This window comes from Pelomonas lactea (genome assembly GCF_043555885.1).
Taxonomy (GTDB): Bacteria; Pseudomonadota; Gammaproteobacteria; order Burkholderiales; family Burkholderiaceae_C; genus Pelomonas; species Pelomonas lactea.
Window position 1 is genome coordinate 251217 of sequence record NZ_JBIGHX010000003.1, and the last position, 17803, is coordinate 269019.

At 68.0% G+C, this 17803-nt stretch carries 19 protein-coding genes; 10 read left to right on the top strand and 9 right to left on the bottom strand.

Translation table 11 applies throughout. The annotated features are described in order from the left end of the window. Positions 1-206: 206 nt before the first annotated feature. The 6 genes from ACG04Q_RS09675 to ACG04Q_RS09700 form a co-directional block, all read right to left on the bottom strand. On the bottom strand, positions 207-506 hold the full coding sequence (locus ACG04Q_RS09675; RefSeq protein WP_394510698.1) for a flagellar protein FliT: 300 nt from the start codon (positions 504-506) through the stop codon (positions 207-209). Between the two features lie 35 nt (positions 507-541). Then, complete coding sequence (fliS, locus tag ACG04Q_RS09680; RefSeq protein ID WP_394510699.1) at positions 542-973, bottom strand: flagellar export chaperone FliS; 432 nt, start codon at positions 971-973, stop codon at positions 542-544. A 181-nt stretch (positions 974-1154) separates the two neighbouring features. Continuing rightward, positions 1155-2591: a flagellar filament capping protein FliD gene (gene fliD, locus ACG04Q_RS09685; RefSeq protein ID WP_394510700.1), complete on the bottom strand. Its 1437-nt coding sequence runs from the start codon at positions 2589-2591 to the stop codon at positions 1155-1157. Between the two features lie 132 nt (positions 2592-2723). Continuing rightward, entirely contained in the window at positions 2724-3707 is a 984-nt protein-coding gene (locus ACG04Q_RS09690; RefSeq protein WP_394510701.1) for a flagellin N-terminal helical domain-containing protein, read from the bottom strand. Positions 3708-3942: 235 nt separating this feature from the next. Then, complete coding sequence (locus ACG04Q_RS09695) at positions 3943-4815, bottom strand: flagellin N-terminal helical domain-containing protein (RefSeq protein ID WP_394510702.1); 873 nt, start codon at positions 4813-4815, stop codon at positions 3943-3945. A gap of 232 nt (positions 4816-5047) precedes the next feature. Beyond that, complete coding sequence (locus ACG04Q_RS09700) at positions 5048-5914, bottom strand: flagellin N-terminal helical domain-containing protein (RefSeq protein WP_394510703.1); 867 nt, start codon at positions 5912-5914, stop codon at positions 5048-5050. Positions 5915-6351: 437 nt separating this feature from the next. Between ACG04Q_RS09700 and ACG04Q_RS09705 the strand changes: the two genes are divergently transcribed. From ACG04Q_RS09705 to flhC, 3 genes are all read left to right on the top strand, one after another. Continuing rightward, positions 6352-6810, top strand: coding sequence for a hypothetical protein (locus tag ACG04Q_RS09705; RefSeq protein ID WP_394510704.1), 459 nt, complete (start codon positions 6352-6354; stop codon positions 6808-6810). A 240-nt stretch (positions 6811-7050) separates the two neighbouring features. After that, positions 7051-7371: a flagellar transcriptional regulator FlhD gene (gene flhD, locus ACG04Q_RS09710; RefSeq protein WP_394396766.1), complete on the top strand. Its 321-nt coding sequence runs from the start codon at positions 7051-7053 to the stop codon at positions 7369-7371. 163 nt (positions 7372-7534) lie between these two features. Continuing rightward, positions 7535-8071 (top strand): flagellar transcriptional regulator FlhC, encoded by a 537-nt coding sequence (gene flhC, locus ACG04Q_RS09715; protein WP_394510705.1) that lies wholly within the window; start codon positions 7535-7537, stop codon positions 8069-8071. A gap of 30 nt (positions 8072-8101) precedes the next feature. On the opposite strand, the gene ACG04Q_RS09720 is transcribed toward flhC, so the two are convergent. Genes ACG04Q_RS09720 through ACG04Q_RS09730 form a run of 3 tightly spaced genes read right to left on the bottom strand, consistent with a single transcriptional unit; the run spans position 8102 to position 10949 of the window. Next, positions 8102-9655 carry an O-linked N-acetylglucosamine transferase, SPINDLY family protein gene (locus ACG04Q_RS09720; protein WP_394510706.1) on the bottom strand — a complete coding sequence of 518 codons (1554 nt, stop codon included), beginning with the start codon at positions 9653-9655 and terminating at the stop codon, positions 8102-8104. Beyond that, complete coding sequence (locus ACG04Q_RS09725) at positions 9652-10311, bottom strand: methyltransferase domain-containing protein (protein ID WP_394510707.1); 660 nt, start codon at positions 10309-10311, stop codon at positions 9652-9654. The genes ACG04Q_RS09720 and ACG04Q_RS09725 overlap by 4 nt, the downstream gene beginning before the upstream one ends. Further along, complete coding sequence (locus ACG04Q_RS09730) at positions 10308-10949, bottom strand: glycosyltransferase family 32 protein (protein ID WP_394510708.1); 642 nt, start codon at positions 10947-10949, stop codon at positions 10308-10310. The genes ACG04Q_RS09725 and ACG04Q_RS09730 overlap by 4 nt, the downstream gene beginning before the upstream one ends. A 131-nt stretch (positions 10950-11080) precedes the next feature. Here ACG04Q_RS09730 and ACG04Q_RS09735 point away from each other — a divergent pair, with 131 nt between their 5' ends. From ACG04Q_RS09735 to flhB, 7 genes are all read left to right on the top strand, one after another. Then, positions 11081-12136: a glycosyltransferase family 2 protein gene (locus tag ACG04Q_RS09735; protein ID WP_394510709.1), complete on the top strand. Its 1056-nt coding sequence runs from the start codon at positions 11081-11083 to the stop codon at positions 12134-12136. Between the two features lie 11 nt (positions 12137-12147). Beyond that, on the top strand, positions 12148-12900 hold the full coding sequence (locus tag ACG04Q_RS09740; protein WP_394510710.1) for a class I SAM-dependent methyltransferase: 753 nt from the start codon (positions 12148-12150) through the stop codon (positions 12898-12900). 89 nt (positions 12901-12989) lie between these two features. Further along, positions 12990-13847, top strand: a complete 858-nt coding sequence (motA, locus tag ACG04Q_RS09745; RefSeq protein WP_394510711.1) for a flagellar motor stator protein MotA — start codon at positions 12990-12992, stop codon at positions 13845-13847. Positions 13848-13894: 47 nt separating this feature from the next. Further along, positions 13895-14845 carry a flagellar motor protein MotB gene (motB, locus tag ACG04Q_RS09750; protein ID WP_394510712.1) on the top strand — a complete coding sequence of 317 codons (951 nt, stop codon included), beginning with the start codon at positions 13895-13897 and terminating at the stop codon, positions 14843-14845. A 56-nt stretch (positions 14846-14901) separates the two neighbouring features. Next, positions 14902-15294 (top strand): chemotaxis response regulator CheY, encoded by a 393-nt coding sequence (gene cheY / locus ACG04Q_RS09755; RefSeq protein ID WP_119043331.1) that lies wholly within the window; start codon positions 14902-14904, stop codon positions 15292-15294. A 29-nt stretch (positions 15295-15323) separates the two neighbouring features. Continuing rightward, a complete protein-coding gene (locus ACG04Q_RS09760) occupies positions 15324-15953 on the top strand; it encodes a protein phosphatase CheZ (RefSeq protein WP_394511341.1) in 630 nt (209 codons plus the stop codon). Positions 15954-16604: 651 nt separating this feature from the next. After that, complete coding sequence (gene flhB, locus ACG04Q_RS09765) at positions 16605-17780, top strand: flagellar biosynthesis protein FlhB (protein WP_394510713.1); 1176 nt, start codon at positions 16605-16607, stop codon at positions 17778-17780. Positions 17781-17803 lie beyond the last annotated feature (23 nt).

Consider the following 17803-nt stretch of genomic DNA (forward strand, 5'->3'; position numbering starts at 1 on the left):
ATGGTAGTCGCGGCGCCAGTCGCGGGACAGTGTGCGGCCGGCATCCGTTCACGGTCTCGCCGACGGATTTGCGGGCCGAGCGCCGGGCCGCCCCAAGCCGGCCCGTCTGGCGATGTTGACCGGGCTCGATGCCCGGTCAATCGCCGTCCCCTCGGGGGACCGGCTGGCTCGCCGGCGTTCAGCCGGTGCGAGCCGGACGAGGGGCCTCAGTGCACCATCCGGCTCTTGCCCTTCAGCACATGGTCCAGGTCCTCCAGCCACGGCTCGGCCAGGTGGCGGATCTCGGCGTCGTTCAGCAGGATGCGCTGCATGATGCGCGTCTTCAGCTGAGATTCGCCGGCACTGAGCTGGTTCTGGTGGGCCGCGGCCTTGAGCTGGGAGATCAGCAGCACGCAGGCACCTTCGAGCTTGACGACTTCGTCCCAGTTGCCGGTGCGGGCCGCAGAGAGCATGTCGGCGCTGGCTTGCTCGATGGCTTCGTAGTAATTCAGCAGTTCGGAATTCATTGCAGGGTCACCGGAAGTGGGCGGGGACGAGACGCTCAGGCGGCGCGGGCAGTGCTGCCCATCGCGGCGGGGGTCTGGCTGATGGCGGCCCAGGCCTCGCGGACGGGGCCGAGCAGGCGCTGGCACTCCTCGATGGCGGCGATGTCGCTGCGCAGGTTGGCCTGCGTGAGCCGGGTGCAGACATAGCCGTACAGGTCGCGCAGGTCGGTGGCCAACTGGCCGGCCGACAGGTCCAGGCCGGCGCGCAAGCCTTCGTCCAGGATGCGCACCGCGCGGCCCAGCGCCCGGCCCTTGAGCTCGACGTTGCCGGCCTGGATGGCCTGCGTGGCCTGGGTCATCGCATCGAAGACGCCGTCGAACAGCATGGCGACCAGGCGGTGCGGGCTGGCGGCCTGCACGTCGGTCTCCAGGCCGACCTTGGCATAGAAGGTGGCGCTCTGGTTGCGGGCTGCGAAGGGGGAGGACATGTTGCCGTACATGGTGTCTCGGGGAGGTGGCGTCGTGTTGACTGTTTTTCGGCCTCCACCGGGGGGAACTTGAGGCGGTCTTCACCGGAACATGTGCGGGACTTTGCGTCTATTCAGGCCACCGCAAACGACAACGGCGACCCAGAGGTCGCCGTGCGCGGGGGCGGGGCGCATCCGTGCGTCAGGAACCGCTGCTGTTGAGCTTGTTCATCTGCGTCGTCACGTAGCTGGACAGGCCGTTGAGCTTGCTCATCTGGGTATCCAGCGCCGTGTAGCGGGCGCGCAGCCGCGCTTCGGTCAGCGCGACGCGGTCTTCGAGCTTGTCGATGCTCTTGTTGTTGCTGTCGATGAGCTTTTGCAGGCCGGCCTGCTTGGCGCTGACGCGGCCGTCGGTGCTCAGCGCACCGTCGACATAGCTGCGGATGCGCTGCGCAAAGCCGTCGTTGCTGCTGTTGGTGCCGTCCAGGCCCATGAACAGCTTCTTCACGCTGTCCAGGTCGCTCAGGGCGGTGTTGAGCTTGGCGTCGGTGACCTTGATGTTGCCGTCGGTGCCCGCCTCCAGGCCGATCTGCGCCAGGCGGCCGATGCTGCCGGCCAGCGACGTGGTGCCGCCGATGATGCTGCGCAGCTGGCTCTGCAGCCCATTGGCGGTGGCGTCGCCTTGCAGCGGGCCGGCCGTCTTCGTGCCGGCGTCGTACTTGGTCTGCTCGCGCAGCAGCGCGTTGACGGCGTTGTAGGCGGTCGTGAAGTCGGTGATGAGCTTCTTGATGGAGTCCTTGTCCTGGCTGACGGCGATGCTGGCCGGGATGGTGGACGTCTTGAGCAGCGTGATGTTGAGGCCGTCGATGGCCTCCTTCAGCGTGTTGGACTCGGAGCTGACGTCGATGCCGTTGATGAGCGCACGGGCGTTCTGCGCAGGCAGCGTCTGGATCAGCGACGTGACGCCCACCCGCGGGTCGTAGCCGAGGTCGCTCAGGCCGCCGCCGGCATCGATGCGGAACGCGTTGGTCTCGCCGCTGGCGGTGGAGCGCAGCGTCAGCCGGGCGCCGTTGGCATCGTTGACGATGGCAGCAGTCACGCCGGCACCGGCCGCGTTGATGGCGTCGCGGATACCGGCCAGCGTGTCCTGGCCTGCGCCGATGTTGACCGTGATGGGCGTGGCGCCGGCCTTGTCGGTGAAGCCGGTGTAGGTCGGCGGGTCGCCGCCGTCGGTGGCCCACTTGCCCAGCGTGATGGTTAGGCTGCCCTGGCCCACGGTGGTGGTGGAGCTGGCGTACGACGTGCCGCTGACCAGCGTCTGCGCCTGGGCCAGCGCTTCCACCTTCACGGACACGTTGCCGGTGGCGGCACCGGCACCGGCCGAAACCGACACGGTCGTGGCGTCGCTGGACGTGGCCAGCGAACCGGCCCAGTTGCTGGGGGAGGTGAGCTTGGAGGCCGCGTCGCGCAGCGCGGACAGCGCACTCTGCACCTTGCCGTAGGACGACAGCTCGGTCTTGAGCCCGTCGACCTTCTTGCTGATCTGGGTGATGGGCGTGCGCTCGAGCGCGACCAGCTTGCTGACGATGTCGTCAACATTGAGTCCACTGCCGAGACCGGCCGAGCTGATGGTTGCCATGCTGTATGGAAGATCAGGGATGCTGCCCGCAAGCGTCGGAGATGCGGGCGTGTTTCACCAACGAAAAAAGCCGATATGCCAAGGCGATATCGGCCGGTGGTTCCGGAACTTTAGGCCCGGACGAGTTTTTTTTCAGCGTTGCAGCAGCGACAGCACCTGCTGCGGCAGCTGGTTGGCCTGTGCCACCATCGCGTTGCCGGCCTGCTGCAGGATCTGCGCCCGGCTCATGTTGGAGGTTTCCTGCGCGAAGTCGGCATCCATGATGCGGGATCGGGCCGAGGTCTGGTTCTCGACGGCGACCTGCAGGTTGGAGATGACGGCGTCGAAGCGGTTCTGCGTGGCACCGAAGGTGGAGCGTGCCAGGTTGACCTGCGCCAGCGCAAAGTCCAGGAACTGAACGGCCACCAGCGGGTCACCCTCGTCGCCGGCCGGGCCGCCGGGGGCGGGCAGCGTGGCGGCGGCGAAGTCCACCGCGGCGGTCGGCGGCAGGCCCGCGTTGCTGCTGCCGGCGGCGCCCAGGATGTTGATCTTGGTCTTGTTGACGGCAGCCTCCAGCGCGCCGTCGTTGCCGGTGGGGGTGCCCGTGGCGCCCAGCGTGGTGCCCAGGATGTCGCTCTGCGTGATGACGATCTGGTCGTCAGCCGTCGCATTGGCGCCGCACTGGAAGCTGAACGACGCGCTGGTCCCGCCCGCGAAGCCGGTGAGGATGGGCGAACCGTTGAAGTTGGTGTTGCGCATCAGGCGCCCCACCTCGGTCTGCAGTTGCGTGAACTCGTTGTTCAGCGCCGCGCGGTCCTGGGTGTTGTTGGTGCCGTTGGAGGCTTGCACGGCCAGCTCACGCATGCGCTGCAGCATGTCGCCGACCTTGCCCAGCGAGCCTTCTGCCGTCTGCGCCAGCGAGATGCCGTCGTTCGCATTGCGGATGGCGACGTTCATGCCGCGTACCTGGGTGTTCATGCGCTCAGCGATGGCCAGGCCGGCAGCATCGTCCTTGGCCGAGTTCACGCGCAGGCCGGACGACAGGCGTTGCATCGACGTCGACAGCGACGACTGCGACGCGTTCAGGTTCCGCTGCGCATTCAGCGAGACGATGTTGGTGTTGATGGTCTGGGGCATTGACGCACTCCTCGGGAATCAGTCCGGACCGAATGAAGCGTCGGTCCGATGGGCTGAATTCTGAAAGTGCGTGCCGTCGGCAAAAGCCCGATCAACGGGCCAAACCACGGCTATTCCATGCCTCTGCAGGCCGGTGTCGAAAGAGATGTGTTGGGTGCCGCCGCGGTGCCTGCCTGGGCTGGCACCGCGGCCGGTGCCTCGTCGGAAAGGGCGTCGCCGCCCGGTGCGGTTTGCTTCAGCTGCGCAGCAGGGCCAGCACTTGCTGGGGCAGCTGGTTGGCCTGCGCCACCATGGTGTTGCCGGCCTGCTGCAGGATTTGCGCGCGACTGAGGTTGGCCGTTTCCTGCGCAAAGTCGGCGTCCATGATGCGGCTGCGCGAGGCGCTCTGGTTCTCCACCGCCACCTGCAGGTTGGAGATGACCGCGTCGAAGCGGTTCTGCGAGGCGCCCAGCGTGGCGCGTTCGCCGTTGACCTTGTCCAGCGCCAGGTCGATGTTGGTGATGACGGTGTCGATCGACGCTTCCGAGCCGGCGGCGGCCGTGATGACGGCGCGGCCTGCGCCCGTGTTGTCGGTGCCGGCCACCACGGTGATCGTGTTGTCGGTGGTCATGTCGGTCGTGACGATGTCGATGCGGTCGTTGGCGGTGACGTTGGCGCCGACCTGGAAGGTCTGGGTGCCGGCGTCGGACGTGGCAAGCACCGCCTTGCCGTTGAAGGTGGTGCCGGCCAGCACGCGCTGGATTTCCTTGGCGAGTTCGCCGAATTCCTTGTCCAGCGACGCGCGGTCGGCGCTGGTGTTGGTGGCATTGCGCGACTGGACGGCCAGCTCACGCATGCGCTGCAGCGAGTCGCCCACCTTGGACAGCGCGCCTTCGGCGGTCTGCGCCAGCGAGATGCCGTCGTTGGCGTTGCGGATCGCGACCTGCGAGCCACGCACCTGGGCGTTCATGCGTTCGGCGATGGCCAGGCCCGCAGCGTCGTCCTTGGCCGAGTTCACACGCAGGCCGGAGGACAGACGCTGCATGGAGACAGCCAGCGACGATTGAGACATCGCCGTGTTGCGCTGGGCATTCAGCGAAGCGAGGTTGGTATTGATGACTTGAGGCATGGTTCAATCCTTTCGTGACGAGGCGTCTGGTACGAAGTCCTCGAATGAATCGCGAACCCGTTGAGATGCTTATCGTCGTGACGATGGATTGACTTGAATCCTTTTTGCACGGCGCCTTAAAAGCGCCGCCCGCCGGGGGCGGAGCGGCGTTCAAGGTGCTTGTGCTGGTGGCGTGAGGACTTCCGTCTTCAGCGTGGACGTTTCACTCAGGGCCAGCGTTGCTGGCCCGGCGTCATCGAAGCAAGGACAGGACCTGGGACGGGATCTGGTTGGCCTGGGCGATCATCGCGTTGCCGGCCTGCTGCAGGATGTTCGCTCGCGACAGGTTGGCGGTTTCCTGCGCGAAGTCGGCGTCCGTGATGCGGCTCTTGGCGGCGCTCTGGTTCTCCACCGAGATCTGCAGGTTGGAGATGACTTGATCCAGGCGGTTCTGCGACGCGCCCAGCGTGGCGCGCTCACCGTTGACCTTGTCCAGCGCGGTGTCGATGGCGGTGATGACCGTGTCGATCGCCGACTCGGAACCGGCGGCAGCGGTGATGACCGCACGGCCAGCGCCCGTGTTGTCGGTGCCTGCGACGGCGGTGACGGTGGTGTCGGTCGTCATGTTGGTCGTGGCGACGTCGATGCGGTCGTTGCTGGTCACGTTGGCGCCGACCTGGAAGGTCTGCGTGCCCGAGTCACCAGCCAGCACGGCGCGGCCGTTGAAGGTCGTGCCGCCCAGCACGCGCTGGATTTCCTTGGCGAGTTCACCGAACTCCTTGTCCAGCGAGGTGCGGTCAGCGCTGGTGTTGGTCGCGTTGCGGGACTGCACCGCCAGTTCGCGCATGCGTTGCAGCGAGTCGCCCACCTTGGCCAGCGCGCCTTCCGCCGTCTGCGACAGCGAGATGCCGTCGTTGGCGTTGCGGATGGCGACGTTGGAGCCGCGCACCTGAGCGTTCAGGCGCTCGGAGATGGCCAGGCCGGCGGCGTCGTCGCGTGCGGAATTCACGCGCAGACCCGAGGACAGGCGTTGCAGCGACGTCGACAGCGATGACTGCGACGCGGACACGTTGCGCTGCGCATTGAGCGACAGCAGATTGGTATTGATGACCGAGGCCATGATGCGCTTCCTTTTCAGCTAGAGAGAACCCGGCAATAGCGCCGGACGAAGATCCAGGTGCCCGGGTGCGGCACCCGTGCTCCGCACCAACCCCCCTCGCGGCAGGCCGTTGCGGCGACGCCCGGCGCCGGTTGGTCGAGAGGCTGCGTCACTACCCGTGAGCAATGTCACAACTTCTCGGCCTTCCAGCCGGACCACGGAACTGTTTGCAGCGCCGTTGGATTGGCTATCGGTGTGGCGGACAAGTTTCTTTAGCCCGATTTGTCAAGGCCGTGATCTTTTGAATAAAAGGGGCTGCAACAGCCTGTTCTTCGGATCAGCGTCCGGCGCGAAAAGCGCGCCCGAAAGCCGGGGCTTTTCAGCAGATTGGCGCGGTGGCCGCTTCCTAAAGTGCGGCACATCCCGGCCGAACCCTGTGCCGGCCCTGGAGTCCCGCCATGCGAGCCCTGTCTTCGTCGCCCCGCAAGAACGTCCACCGCCCCGTTGCCGCGCCGGCCAACGATCCCAAGCTGTTGCTGGCCCGTGCCCGCAACGCGGCGTTTGCCGAGGCGGCCAAGGGCAATCTCGGCGGCGGCCTGGGCATGCTGTACGACGCGCTGCAGGATGAGCCCATGAGCCATGACCTGCTGTCGGACATGGCGGCGCTGCTGCTGGCCGCCGGCAAGCTGGAGCACGCCGGCGCCTACGCCGACCGCGCGCTGCAGGCCTGCCCGCTGCATGGCCCCAGCCTGTACACGCTGGCGTTCTCGCTGTCCGGCCGCGGCGAGGTGGACCGTGCCATCGGCGTGCTGACCGAGCTGCAGCAGGGCGCCGGCCGCGACAGCCTGCAGGCCGAGGCGCCGGAGCTGGTGCCCGTGGCGATGATCGAGCTGGAGCGCCTGCGCAGGACGCGGTGAACCCCGGCCCGGCGCTCGCCCGCCATACCCATTGATGCCCAACACCGAGGCCCCGCAGTGCAAGCTGCGGGGCCTCGGTGTTTTCAGCCCTGACGCGGCTGTAGGAATTTGCCTGACAGACGCTTCCTGCCGCGGTGACGCAGCGCACCGACGCAGCCTGATATCGCGGGAAAAGAGGCTTCAACACAATCCGTTTCACTGATCCCGAACACCCCTACAGCTCTGAAACGGAAGCCCGCCATGAACGCCGACCAAATGCTCGCCGAGATCCGTGAAGCCAACCTGTCCTACCTGATGCTGGCCCAGAGCCTCATCCGCGCGGACCGTGAGCAGGCGTTGTACCGCCTGGGTATCAGCGAGGAGACGGCCACGCTGATCGGCACGCTGAGCCCGGCCCAGATCATGAAGATCGCCGCCGGCAACACGCTGCTGTGCGCCTTCCGCATGAGCGACGACCTGGTGTGGGGCCTGCTGACCAACCACAGCAAGCCGGGCGCGAACGAAAGCGTCAGCCGCCTGCACGCCTCCATCCTGATGGCCGGCCGCCACGAGCATGCATGAAGCCCCCGGCGGCGCGGGACCGCGCCGCTGCCCCCCCGAGGGGGTGGGGGTCGCTCAGGGGCTGGCCCCTTCGCGACATGCGCTTAGGCGGGCGGCTTGGGAGCGGCCCGGCGCTCGCCCGCAGCACAGAACACCGAACTCACACCGATTCCAGGAGACCACCATGCGCGTCAAGAGCATCCTCACCGAAGCCAAGCAGATCGAACGTGCCGTTCAGCTGATCCACCTCGGCGCGCGCCTGCAGGTGCTGGAGTCCGAGACCGACCTGTCCTACGAGCGCCTGCTGCGCCTGTACAAGGAGGTGAGCGGCAAGTCCCCGTCCAAGGGGCAGCTGCCTTTCTCGACCGACTGGTTCATGACCTGGCAGCCCAACATCCACGCCAGCCTGTTCCTGAACATCCACGAGTACCTGAACAAGGCCGCCGAGATGGACGAGATCGACACCGTCATCAAGGCCTATCAGCTCTACCAGGAGCAGACCCAGGCGCAGGGCCTGGAGGCGATGCTCTCCGTCACGCGCGCCTGGCGCCTGGTGAAGTTCGTCGACAACGGCATGCTGACGCTGACCAAGTGCTCCAAGTGCAGCGGCCAATTCGTGACGCACCCGCACGAGATGTCGCGTCACTTCGTCTGCGGCCTGTGCAACCCGCCGGCGCGCGCCGGCAAGGGGCGCGCCCAGGGCTCCATCCAGATGCATTGAAACCAAGGGGGCCATGGGCCCCCTTGTTGTTCACGCCGCCAGTGCGGCGGGTGGCTGACCCGCCAGCGCGCGGTCCCACATGCGCGCGTACAGCGACTCCAGGTCGCGGGCGAAGCGGGCCATGTCGTACAGGCCTGCGGGCCGCGCGGCGATGCGATCGCGCAGTGACTGGCGTGCTGCGGCATCGCGGCCCAGCGCGCAGATGCGCTCGACGTAGTCGCCGGCATCCTGCGTGATGCAGGCATCGAGCCGCGCCGCCGCCAGGATGCTGGCCGCCACGCGGCCCGGGAAGCTGTCGTTCATCAGCGTCACGACCGGCGCGCCGGCCGCCAGCGCGTCGCTGGTGGTCGTGTGGCCGTTGCAGGGCCAGCTGTCCAGTGCCAGGTCGGCCACCTGCAGCCGGGCCAGGTGCGTGTCCATGTCCACCGGCGGCGCAAACACGATTCGCTCGGCGAGATCGCCGGCTGCCGCGCGCAGCCGCGCGTCGGCCTGCTCGCCGCCGCTCAGCTGCCACAGCTGCGCCGCGGGCAGGCGGCGCAGCACGTCCATCCAGGCCGCCCACAGCGGCGGCGTGATTTTGTAGACGGCATTGGCGCCCAGCAGCACCAGCGCGTCATCGCGCAGACCCAGCGCGGCGCGCGCCGGCGCGTTGCCCGGCATGCGGCGGCCGTCCTGCGGCTGGTAGCAGTGCGGCAGCTGGGCGATGCACTCGCTGTAGTCGGCCGCATGGTCCAGCGGCGTGACGACCGGGTCGCCGATGACGTAGTCAATGAAGTTCGCGCCGCTGGTGCCGGGAAAGCCCAGCCAGCTCACCTGCACGGGCGCCGGTCGGCAGGCGAGGGCGGCCATGCGGCTGCCGGCGGTGTGGCCTTTGAGGTCCACGAGGATGTCCAGCTCGTCGGCGTGCAGTCGCTCGGCCAGCGCGGCCAGGCTCAGCGGCGCCACGTCGACAAACGTCTCTGCCGCGGCCACGATGCGCCGGCGCATCGGCGAGCCGTCGTCGGGCCCGTGCGAGTACAGCCGGATGTCGAAGCGCTCGCGGTCGTGCCGCTCCAGCAGCTCGGCCATCAGCGCCGCGGTGGCGTGGGCGTGGAAGTCGGCCGACAGATATCCAACACGCACGCGCTCGCGTGCGCGTATCGGCCGCCGCGGCAGCGGCTTGAGGCCCCGTGCCACGTGCCGGCTGGCCATGGCCGCGGCCCGCTTCAGCTCGGCCCGCGTGTGCGGCAGGCCGACGAAGGCGAACGGCATGCCGAACTCGTCGTCGGGGCTGGCCTGGAGTGCGGCGCGCAGCGCGGCGAGGTCGGCGTCGAACTCACGCCAGTCGGCTGCCTTCTGAGCGGCGTGGATCAGGTAGCCCTGTGCCATCACGCTGTGCGGCGCCAGCATGGCTGCCGTGCGCAAGGCCTCCGCGGCCTGGCTGTGCAGGCCGAGCGCCTGCAGCGCGAAGCCCAGCTGCAGATAGGTGTCGACCTCGGTGGGTGCCAGCGCCAGCGCCTGCATCAGCAGGTCGATGGCCTCGACGGCGCGGCCGGCATGGCGCAGCGCCTCGGCCTGGCTGCGCAACGCGGCGGGCGTCGTCACGCGGGCTGGGGTCGGCTGGCGACCGCCAGCAGCGACATGCCGTTGAAGAAGAACATGCCGTCCAGCTGCCACGGCGTGTACTTGCGGATCACATTGGCGAGCGTGAACGGCGTGTACCAGCAGTTGTGGTCGGGATGCACCACCTCGACGAAGGTCTGCGCGCCGCTGTTGTAGTCGAAATGCCGCCGGAAGCAGGAGTACGCATCGGGCACGGTGATGATGTATTGGCCGGCGCCCAGCGCATCGAGCTGCTGCAGGAAGCCCTGCACGTCCGGCACGTGCTCCATGACCTCGGGCACCAGCACGGTGTCGTAGCGCTCGGTCACGTCGGCCCAGTCGCTGAACAGCCGGCCCTTGAGGTGCGGCTGCATGAGCGGGAAGGCTTCGCCGTGGATGTCGAAGCCGTCGAGCTGGCAATGCTCGTCCAGCTGCAGGTGCAGCGAGCGCTTCAGGTCGGTGATGGGCCAGTCCACGCAGCCGACGTGCAGCACGCGCTTGTCCGCGCACAGCGCGACGAAGGCGTCCAGCCGTGGCACGCCGACGAAGTCCTCGCCGACCTTGACCTTCTGCACGAAGTACTTCTGATGCGCGTATTCCAGCGGGGAGACGGGCAGGTCGTCCATGGTCTTGCGCTCCGTGGCCAATACCGCGCTCATGCCACTTTCCTCTTGTGCAGTTCGTCGTACTTGCCCAGCGTGCTGCCCCATTCCTGCGCGGCAAACACCGGGCCGCCGCCGGTGTATTCCAGGCCGGTGAAGTGGCGCGGGATGAAGAAGTGGCTGGGCCAGATGGTCAGGTTGGCATAGCGCTGCATGCGCACCTGTTCGGTCAGCAGCAGCGGCCCGACGCTCTGCCAGGCCATGCGGTCGACGACGGTGGTTTCCTTCTGCAAGTCCAGGATGATCTGGCCGAAGAAGGGGTTCTCGGGTACGGAGGCCACGTAGCCGGCAGCGATCAGGCCGGGGCGGATCAGCTCGTTCTCCCAGCAGGCGCAGGCCTCGCCCTCGAACAGCCAGGGCTCCAGCGGGCGCTTGCAGATGCTGTCGGCATCGACGACGAAGCCGCCCTCGTGATACAGGATCTCCCAGCGCATCAGGTCGGCCACGCCGTTGAGCTCGCGCCTGGACATCTCGCGCATGTGCGCTGCATTGACCCAGCCATAGCTGGCCAGGTCGTCGTTGCCCCAGACGCGCACGGTCCAGTCGGGGTTGTGCTGGCGCCAGGTGGCGATGCAGTTGTCGGGGCGCTTGGATTCGTCGCCCACCCAGATCACGTGCAGGGTGCGGGGGATCATGGGGAAGCCTCGCGGACGGTGGAAGAGCTGCCACTCTAGGCCGCCAGCCGGCTTGCCGAAACCCGGTGGAGCAGGGGAAATCCGGCCCTGAAATGCTCCATGGCCCGCCGCGGCGTGAACACAATGCGCGCATGACCGCCTCACCGCGCCGCCTGGCCCTTGTCGTCATCGCCCGAGACGAGGCGGCCCGCATCGGGCGGCTGCTGGACAGCGTGCGCCCCTGGGTGGACGAGATGGTGGTGCTGGACACAGGCTCGCGGGACGACACCGTGCGCGTCGCCCGCGCGCATGGCGCACGCGTGCAGGCGTTTGCATGGTGCGACGACTTCTCCGCCGCCCGCAATCAGGCGCTGGCGCTGGCCGGCGCCGACTGGCACCTGGTGCTGGACGCCGACGAGTGGCTGATCGACGGCGGCGAGGCGCTGCAGGCGCTGCGCAACACGGCGCCGGGATTCGTCGGCGTGTTGCAGCTGCGCGACCGCTTCGACCAGGCGCCCGGTCAGCAGGCCGAAGCGATCGCATGGCTCAGCCGGGTGCTGCCCGGTGCGGTGCGCTACGCCGGCCGCGTGCACGAGCAGCCGCAACATGCGCTGCCGGTGCGGCGGCTGCCGCTGGTGGTGGGGCATGACGGCTATGTCAGCGAGCGGCTGGCGGACAAGCGCGGCCGCAACCGCCGCCTGCTGGAGCAGGCGCTGGCCGAGTCGCCGGGCGATGCCTACCTCTGGTATCAGCTGGGCAAGGACTGCGCCGTCTACGACGAGCACGCCGCCGCCGAGGCCGCCTTCGAGCACGCCTGCGCGCTGCCCGCGGTGGCCAGCGCGCCCTGGTGGCTGGACCTCGTCTCGCGGCGCCTTTTCGCGCTGAAATGCCTGGGCCGCCATGCCGACGCAGTGGACTTTGCGCAGACGCAGATGGACGAGTGCGCCGGCTCGCCGGACTTCTTCTTCGCGGTGGGCGACGTGATGCTGGACCTGGCCGCGTCCCAGCCCGCGCAGGCGGCCGACGCGCTGCCCATGGCCGAGGCCGCGTGGCGGCGCTGTCTGGCGCTGGGCGAGCACCCTGAGCAGCCGGGCGCCGTGGCGGGCCGCGGCAGCTGGCTGGCCGCGCACAACCTGGCCGTCGTGCTGGACGGCACCGGCCGCGCAGCCGAGGCTGTCGCCGTGCGCGCCGCTCACCCGTGGCCGTGATCGTCGCCGGCATGAGGCGACTCGCCACGACGTGGCCGCTGTCGGCGCTGCTGGTCTGGCTGGCGGCCTGGGCCTGCCATGCGCTGCTGTTGGGGCTGGGGCGCGAGGCGGCTGTCGTCGCCGGGGCTGTGCTGGGCGGCGCGCTGGCGCTGCTGTATCGCGAGCGTTGGCGCCGGCTCATTGCGGCGCTGGGCTTCCCGCTGTCGGCACTGCTGCTCGGCTGGCAGGGCGGCGCGCCGCCGTTGCTGTGGCTGCTGCCGCTGGCGCTGCTGTGGTGGCTGTACCCGCGACGCAGCTGGAGCGAGGCGCCGTTGTTCCCCACGCCCGCTGGCGCGCTCTCGAGGCTGCCCACCGAGGCGCCGCTGCCGCCCGGTGCACGGGTGCTGGACGCCGGCTGCGGCGTGGGCGACGGCCTGCGCGAGCTGGTGCGCGCCTACCCTGAGGCCCGCGTGGAGGGCGTGGAATGGAGCCGGCCGCTGGCGCTGGCCGCGCGCTGGCGCGTGCGCGGCGCCACCGTGCGCCGGGGCGACCTGTGGGCCGACGACTGGGCGCCGTTCGCGCTGGTCTACCTGTTCCAGCGCCCCGAGTCCATGCCGCGCGCCTGGGCCAAGGCCTGCGCCGAGATGGCGCCGGGCGGTTGGCTGGTCAGCCTGGACTTCGCCGTGCCGGGCGCCGCACCGGTGGCGAGCTGGCAACTCGGCAACGGCCAGTTCGTGTGGCTTTACCGCCCGCAGCGGACTGTGGTGTCAAAGCTGCCCAATTGATGCCTTCACGGCGGCGCCGTTTCGGCATACTTTCTCAAGCCCCCCGGCATCGGGCCGATATGGCCTGAACACCCTCAACGCGACCACCCATGTTCGTCATCATCGGCTGGGCCGTCTCCATGGCCTGCATCTTCGGCGTGTTCATCGCCCACGGCGGGAACATCGGCGTCATCCTGCACGCGCTGCCCTTCGAGATGATCACCATCTTCGGTGCCGCCATCGGCGCCTTCCTGGCCAACAACCAGATGAAGGTTGTCAAGGCGACGGCCGCCGGCCTGGGGCTGTGCTTCAAGGGCAGCAAGTACAGCAAGGCGCGCTACATGGAGCTGCTGGCGCTGATGTACGACATCCTGCAGAAGGCCCGCAAGGAAGGCCTGATGTCCATCGAGAAGGACGTCGAGGACCCGCACAGCTCGCCGCTGTTCCAGAAATATCCCGTGGTGGGCAACGACCACCACGTCACCGAGTTCATCACCGACTACCTGCGCATGATGGTGTCGGGCAACCTGAACGCACACGAGATCGAGTCGCTGATGGACAGCGAGATCGAGACCCACCACCAGGAGGAGCATGCCGCGGTCGCCGCGCTGCAGCGCCTGGCCGGCGGCCTGCCGGCCTTCGGCATCGTGGCTGCCGTGCTGGGCGTGGTGAACACCATGGGCTCGGTGGGCCAGCCGCCGGCCGTGCTGGGCGGCATGATCGGCTCCGCGCTGGTCGGCACCTTCCTGGGCATTCTGCTGGCCTACGGCTTCGCCGAGCCGCTGGCGGGCCTGCTGGAGCAGAAGGTGGAAGACGCCGGCAAGGAATTCCAGTGCATCAAGACCACGCTGCTGGCCAGCATGCAGGGCTACGCCCCGCAGGTGGCCATCGAGTTCGGCCGCAAGGTGCTGTTCTCGGGCGACCGGCCGAGCTTCTCCGAGCTCGAATCCCACGTGAAGAAGAAGTGACGTGGCGGTCGCCCTGGCAACGCAGCGCGGTTTCGCGGGAGCCTTGAATGGCCGGTGACGCGAAAAAGCTCCAGCCCATCATCATCAAGAAGGTGAAGAAGGGCGGCCATGCGGCGCATGGCGGCGCATGGAAGATCGCGTATGCGGACTTCGTCACGGCCATGATGGCCTTCTTCCTGCTGATGTGGCTGCTGGGATCCACGACCGAGGGCGACAAGAAAGGCATCGCCGAGTTCTTCCAGTCGCCGCTGAAGGTGGCCATGCTGGGCGGCTCCGGCTCGGGCGACTCCTCCAGCGTCGTGCGCGGTGGCGGCAAGGACCTCACGCGCGAGACCGGCCAGGTCAAGGAAGGCGAGAGCAGTGCCAAGCGCTCCAGCTACACGCTGCGGGCTCTCAAGGAAGAGCAGCGCAAGGCGGAGAAGGCGCGGTTGGAGCAGCTCAAGACCAAGGTCGAAGAGGTGCTGGCCGAGAACCCCAAGCTCGCCGCCCTGGGCGGCCAGATCCGTCTGGACATGACCCGCGAGGGCCTGCGCATCCAGATCGTCGACGAGGGCAACCGCCCGATGTTCGACAGCGGCAGCGCCGTCGTGAAGCCCTACATGCGCGACTTGCTGCGCGAACTCGGCAGCGTCCTCACCGAGGTGCCGAACCGGCTCACGGTGGAGGGGCACACCGATGCCCAGCCCTTCCCCGGCGGTGACAAGGGCTACAGCAACTGGGAACTGTCGGCCGACCGCGCCAACGCATCGCGCCGCGAGCTGGTGGCGGGCGGGCTGTCCGAGGCGCGCATGCTGCGCGTGCAGGGGCTGGCCGCCAGCAAGCTGCTGGATGCGAAAGACCCCAACGGCGCGCTGAACCGGCGCATCAGCATCATCGTCATGAACCGCGATGCCGAGGACGCCGTGCTGAAGAATGTGGTGGAAGAACCCGAGGCAGACACGCCAGCGGCCGAGACCGGCAAAATGCCGCAAACTCAGCCTGTGGTGCCGGCCCGCTAGAAACTAGACTGCGGGCTGACCCCTGAAATCCCCGCCTGCCTACAGAGAGGATCGCCATGAGCGCTGACATGAAATTCCTGGTCGTTGACGACTTCTCCACCATGCGCCGCATCGTTCGCGGCCTGTTGAAGGAGATCGGCTACAACAACTGCGAAGAGGCCGAAGACGGCGTCGAAGCGCTGAACATGCTCAAGGGCGCCAAGTTCGACTTCGTCGTCAGCGACATCAACATGCCCAACATGACGGGCTTCGAGTTGCTGAAGGCCATCAAGGAAGACCCCAACCTCAAGCACCTGCCGGTGCTGATGGTCACGGCCGAAGCCCGCAAGGAAGACATCGTGCTGGCGGCCCAGTCCGGTGCGGCCGGCTACATCGTCAAGCCTTTCACGAAGGCGACGCTGGAGGAGAAGGTTCTCAAGATCATGCAGAAGCTGGCTGCCGCCGCCTGACAACAAAACAATAGGGGACTGCCATGTCGATGGATCAACTGGACCAATTGGCCAAGGCTCAGGAGCCGTTGCTCGTTTCGCCCGAGGTCTTCCAGCAGCTCGGCACCATCACCCGCACCCTGCATGACACCATGCAGCGCCTGGGCGTCATGCCCAAGCTGCAGGTGGCCACCGACGGCCTGCCCGATGCGCGCAGCCGCCTGAGCTATATCGCCACCAAGACGGCTGCCGCCGCCGAGAAGGTGCTGAACTCCGTCGACCAGGCCAAGGCTGAACATGCCGGCATCAGCCAGGCGACGAAGGAGCTGGCCGCAGCCATCGTGGCCGACCCGGTGCGGGCCGTCGCCAGCGGCGCGGTGATGAACTTCGTCAAAGACGTTGAAAGCCGCACACAGAACATCGACAGCCACCTGACCGACATCATGTTGGCGCAGGACTTCCATGATCTGACCGGCCAGGTGGTTGCCAAGGTCGTGAACCTGGCCAACGATCTGGAGGACAGCCTCGTCAAGCTGCTGGTGCAGGTGGTGCCGCCCGAGCAGCGCGAGAAGGTTGACCCGACCATCCTGCAGGGCCCCGTCGTCAACGCCGAGGGCCGCACCGATGTGGTCACCAACCAGGGCGAGGTCGACGACCTGCTCGCGAGCCTCGGGTTCTGAGGCCGGCAAACGCCACAAGAACGGGGAGCGTGTGTTGCACGCTCCCCGTTTTGCTTGGTGGCGTGGCGCTATCCCAGACGCAATGGCGTGCGTGAGCCTGGCGAACGAGGGGCGCCCGACCTGGCCAGGACCGGCGATCCGTCGTTCCACTCGCTGGTTTCCGCCTGCGCTCACGCACGCCAGCCACTGGGTTGGCGGCTGCCCGGCGTGAAGGAAATGCCTTCGTTCACCGACGGTGAACCTGATGGGCCCGTGGGCAGACGTGAGGCTGGAGCAGCACACCGTTGCCCGCTGGGCAATCCGCCAGCCGGGTCGTCTACGTCACGGGAATGACCCGGCCTTGGATCGGCAAAACGGGGTGACAGCGGGCCGCCGTCGCGCCTGCGATGGGTCAAGGTCACGCCTTGAGCGTCGCTGGCCGCCCGGTGGTGGACTGGGTTGTCTACGTCACGGGGATGACCCGGCCTTGGATCGGCAAAACGGGGTGACCGCGGGTCGACGTCGCGCCTGCGATGGGTCAAGGTCACGCCTTGAGCGTCGCTGGCCGCCCGGTGGTGGATCAGGGGGGGCTTCGGCCCGTTTTTCAGGCTCAGGCGCCAGGGGGCGGCCCTCAACAATCCTGCCTGGCGCCTTTCCCGGCGCGCCCCCGCCATGGCCGACCAAGACGCACAAGACCGCAACCTACCCGCCTCGCCCAAGAAGATCGAGAGATCCCGGGCGGAGGGGCAATTGCCGCGTTCGCGTGACCTGCCGCACTTCGCCATGATGGTGGCGGGCGGCGCGGCGCTGGCGATCGGCGGGCCGCAGATCGTCGAGAAGCTGCGCCAGACGCTGATCCACGGCCTGCACTTCGATGCGCGGCTGCTGGCGCGGCCTGGCTTCATGGGTGAGCGTCTGGTGGAGATGACGCTGGACTTCGCGCTGGTCATGGGCCCCATCGCCGCGCTGCTGGTGCTGGTGGGCATCGCCAGCAACCTCGCCAGCGGCGGCTGGAACTGGACGATGAAGCCGCTGGCGCCCAAGTTCTCGCACCTGAACCCGCTGGGCGGCCTGAAGCGGCTGTTCACCGGCCAGGGCCTGGGCACGGCGCTGAAGGCCGTGCTGCTGGCGCTGGTGCTGGGTGTCATCGGTGCGCTGGCGTTGAAGGACCGGCTGGCGGCCTACGTCAGCATCATGTCGGTGCCGCTGCCGTCGGCGCTGGCCTACGCGGGCCGACAGCTGATGGGAGGGCTGGGGCTGCTGGCCCTGGCGCTGGCGGTGTTCGCCGCCATCGACGTGCCACTGCAGCGCCAGCTGTGGCTGCGCCGCATGCGCATGACGCGCGAAGAGGCGAAGCAGGAAATGAAGGAGGTCGAGGGCAACATCGAGGTCAAGGCCAAGATGCGCGCCCGCATGCGCGAAATGGCCAAGCGCCGCATGCTGGCCGCCGTGCCGCAGGCCGACCTCGTCGTCATGAACCCGACGCACTACGCCGTCGCGCTGAAGTACGAGGAAGGCAAGATGTCTGCGCCCAAGGTGGTGGCCAAGGGTGCCGACCTGCTGGCGATGAAGATCCGCGACCTAGCCAAGGAAAGCAAGGTGCCCGTGTTGCAGCAGCCGGTTCTCGCCCGTGCGCTGTACGCGCACGCCAAGGTTGACCACGAGATTCCCGCCGCGCTGTTCGGCGCCGTGGCGCAGGTGCTGGCCTATGTGTACCAGCTGCGCGCCGCGCTGGCCTCTCGCCATGTCGCCCGGCCGGACATGCCCAAGCCGCATGTGCCGCCCGAGTTGGACCCGCACAACAAGCCGGGCTGGCGGCCCGAGCCCGACGAGGACTTCGCGGAATAGGTCACGGTGGCAGGCGCCCGAAC

Coding starts and splice junctions, on each gene's coding strand:
- ACG04Q_RS09675 (WP_394510698.1), bottom strand. CDS start 506: ATGAATTCCGAACTGCTGAATTACTACGAAGCCATCGAGCAAGCCAGC.
- fliS (WP_394510699.1), bottom strand. CDS start 973: ATGTCCTCCCCCTTCGCAGCCCGCAACCAGAGCGCCACCTTCTATGCC.
- fliD (WP_394510700.1), bottom strand. CDS start 2,591: ATGGCAACCATCAGCTCGGCCGGTCTCGGCAGTGGACTCAATGTTGAC.
- ACG04Q_RS09690 (WP_394510701.1), bottom strand. CDS start 3,707: ATGCCCCAGACCATCAACACCAACATCGTCTCGCTGAATGCGCAGCGG.
- ACG04Q_RS09695 (WP_394510702.1), bottom strand. CDS start 4,815: ATGCCTCAAGTCATCAATACCAACCTCGCTTCGCTGAATGCCCAGCGC.
- ACG04Q_RS09700 (WP_394510703.1), bottom strand. CDS start 5,914: ATGGCCTCGGTCATCAATACCAATCTGCTGTCGCTCAATGCGCAGCGC.
- ACG04Q_RS09705 (WP_394510704.1), top strand. CDS start 6,352: ATGCGAGCCCTGTCTTCGTCGCCCCGCAAGAACGTCCACCGCCCCGTT.
- flhD (WP_394396766.1), top strand. CDS start 7,051: ATGAACGCCGACCAAATGCTCGCCGAGATCCGTGAAGCCAACCTGTCC.
- flhC (WP_394510705.1), top strand. CDS start 7,535: ATGCGCGTCAAGAGCATCCTCACCGAAGCCAAGCAGATCGAACGTGCC.
- ACG04Q_RS09725 (WP_394510707.1), bottom strand. CDS start 10,311: ATGAGCGCGGTATTGGCCACGGAGCGCAAGACCATGGACGACCTGCCC.
- ACG04Q_RS09730 (WP_394510708.1), bottom strand. CDS start 10,949: ATGATCCCCCGCACCCTGCACGTGATCTGGGTGGGCGACGAATCCAAG.
- ACG04Q_RS09735 (WP_394510709.1), top strand. CDS start 11,081: ATGACCGCCTCACCGCGCCGCCTGGCCCTTGTCGTCATCGCCCGAGAC.
- ACG04Q_RS09740 (WP_394510710.1), top strand. CDS start 12,148: ATGAGGCGACTCGCCACGACGTGGCCGCTGTCGGCGCTGCTGGTCTGG.
- motA (WP_394510711.1), top strand. CDS start 12,990: ATGTTCGTCATCATCGGCTGGGCCGTCTCCATGGCCTGCATCTTCGGC.
- motB (WP_394510712.1), top strand. CDS start 13,895: ATGGCCGGTGACGCGAAAAAGCTCCAGCCCATCATCATCAAGAAGGTG.
- cheY (WP_119043331.1), top strand. CDS start 14,902: ATGAGCGCTGACATGAAATTCCTGGTCGTTGACGACTTCTCCACCATG.
- ACG04Q_RS09760 (WP_394511341.1), top strand. CDS start 15,324: ATGGATCAACTGGACCAATTGGCCAAGGCTCAGGAGCCGTTGCTCGTT.
- flhB (WP_394510713.1), top strand. CDS start 16,605: ATGGCCGACCAAGACGCACAAGACCGCAACCTACCCGCCTCGCCCAAG.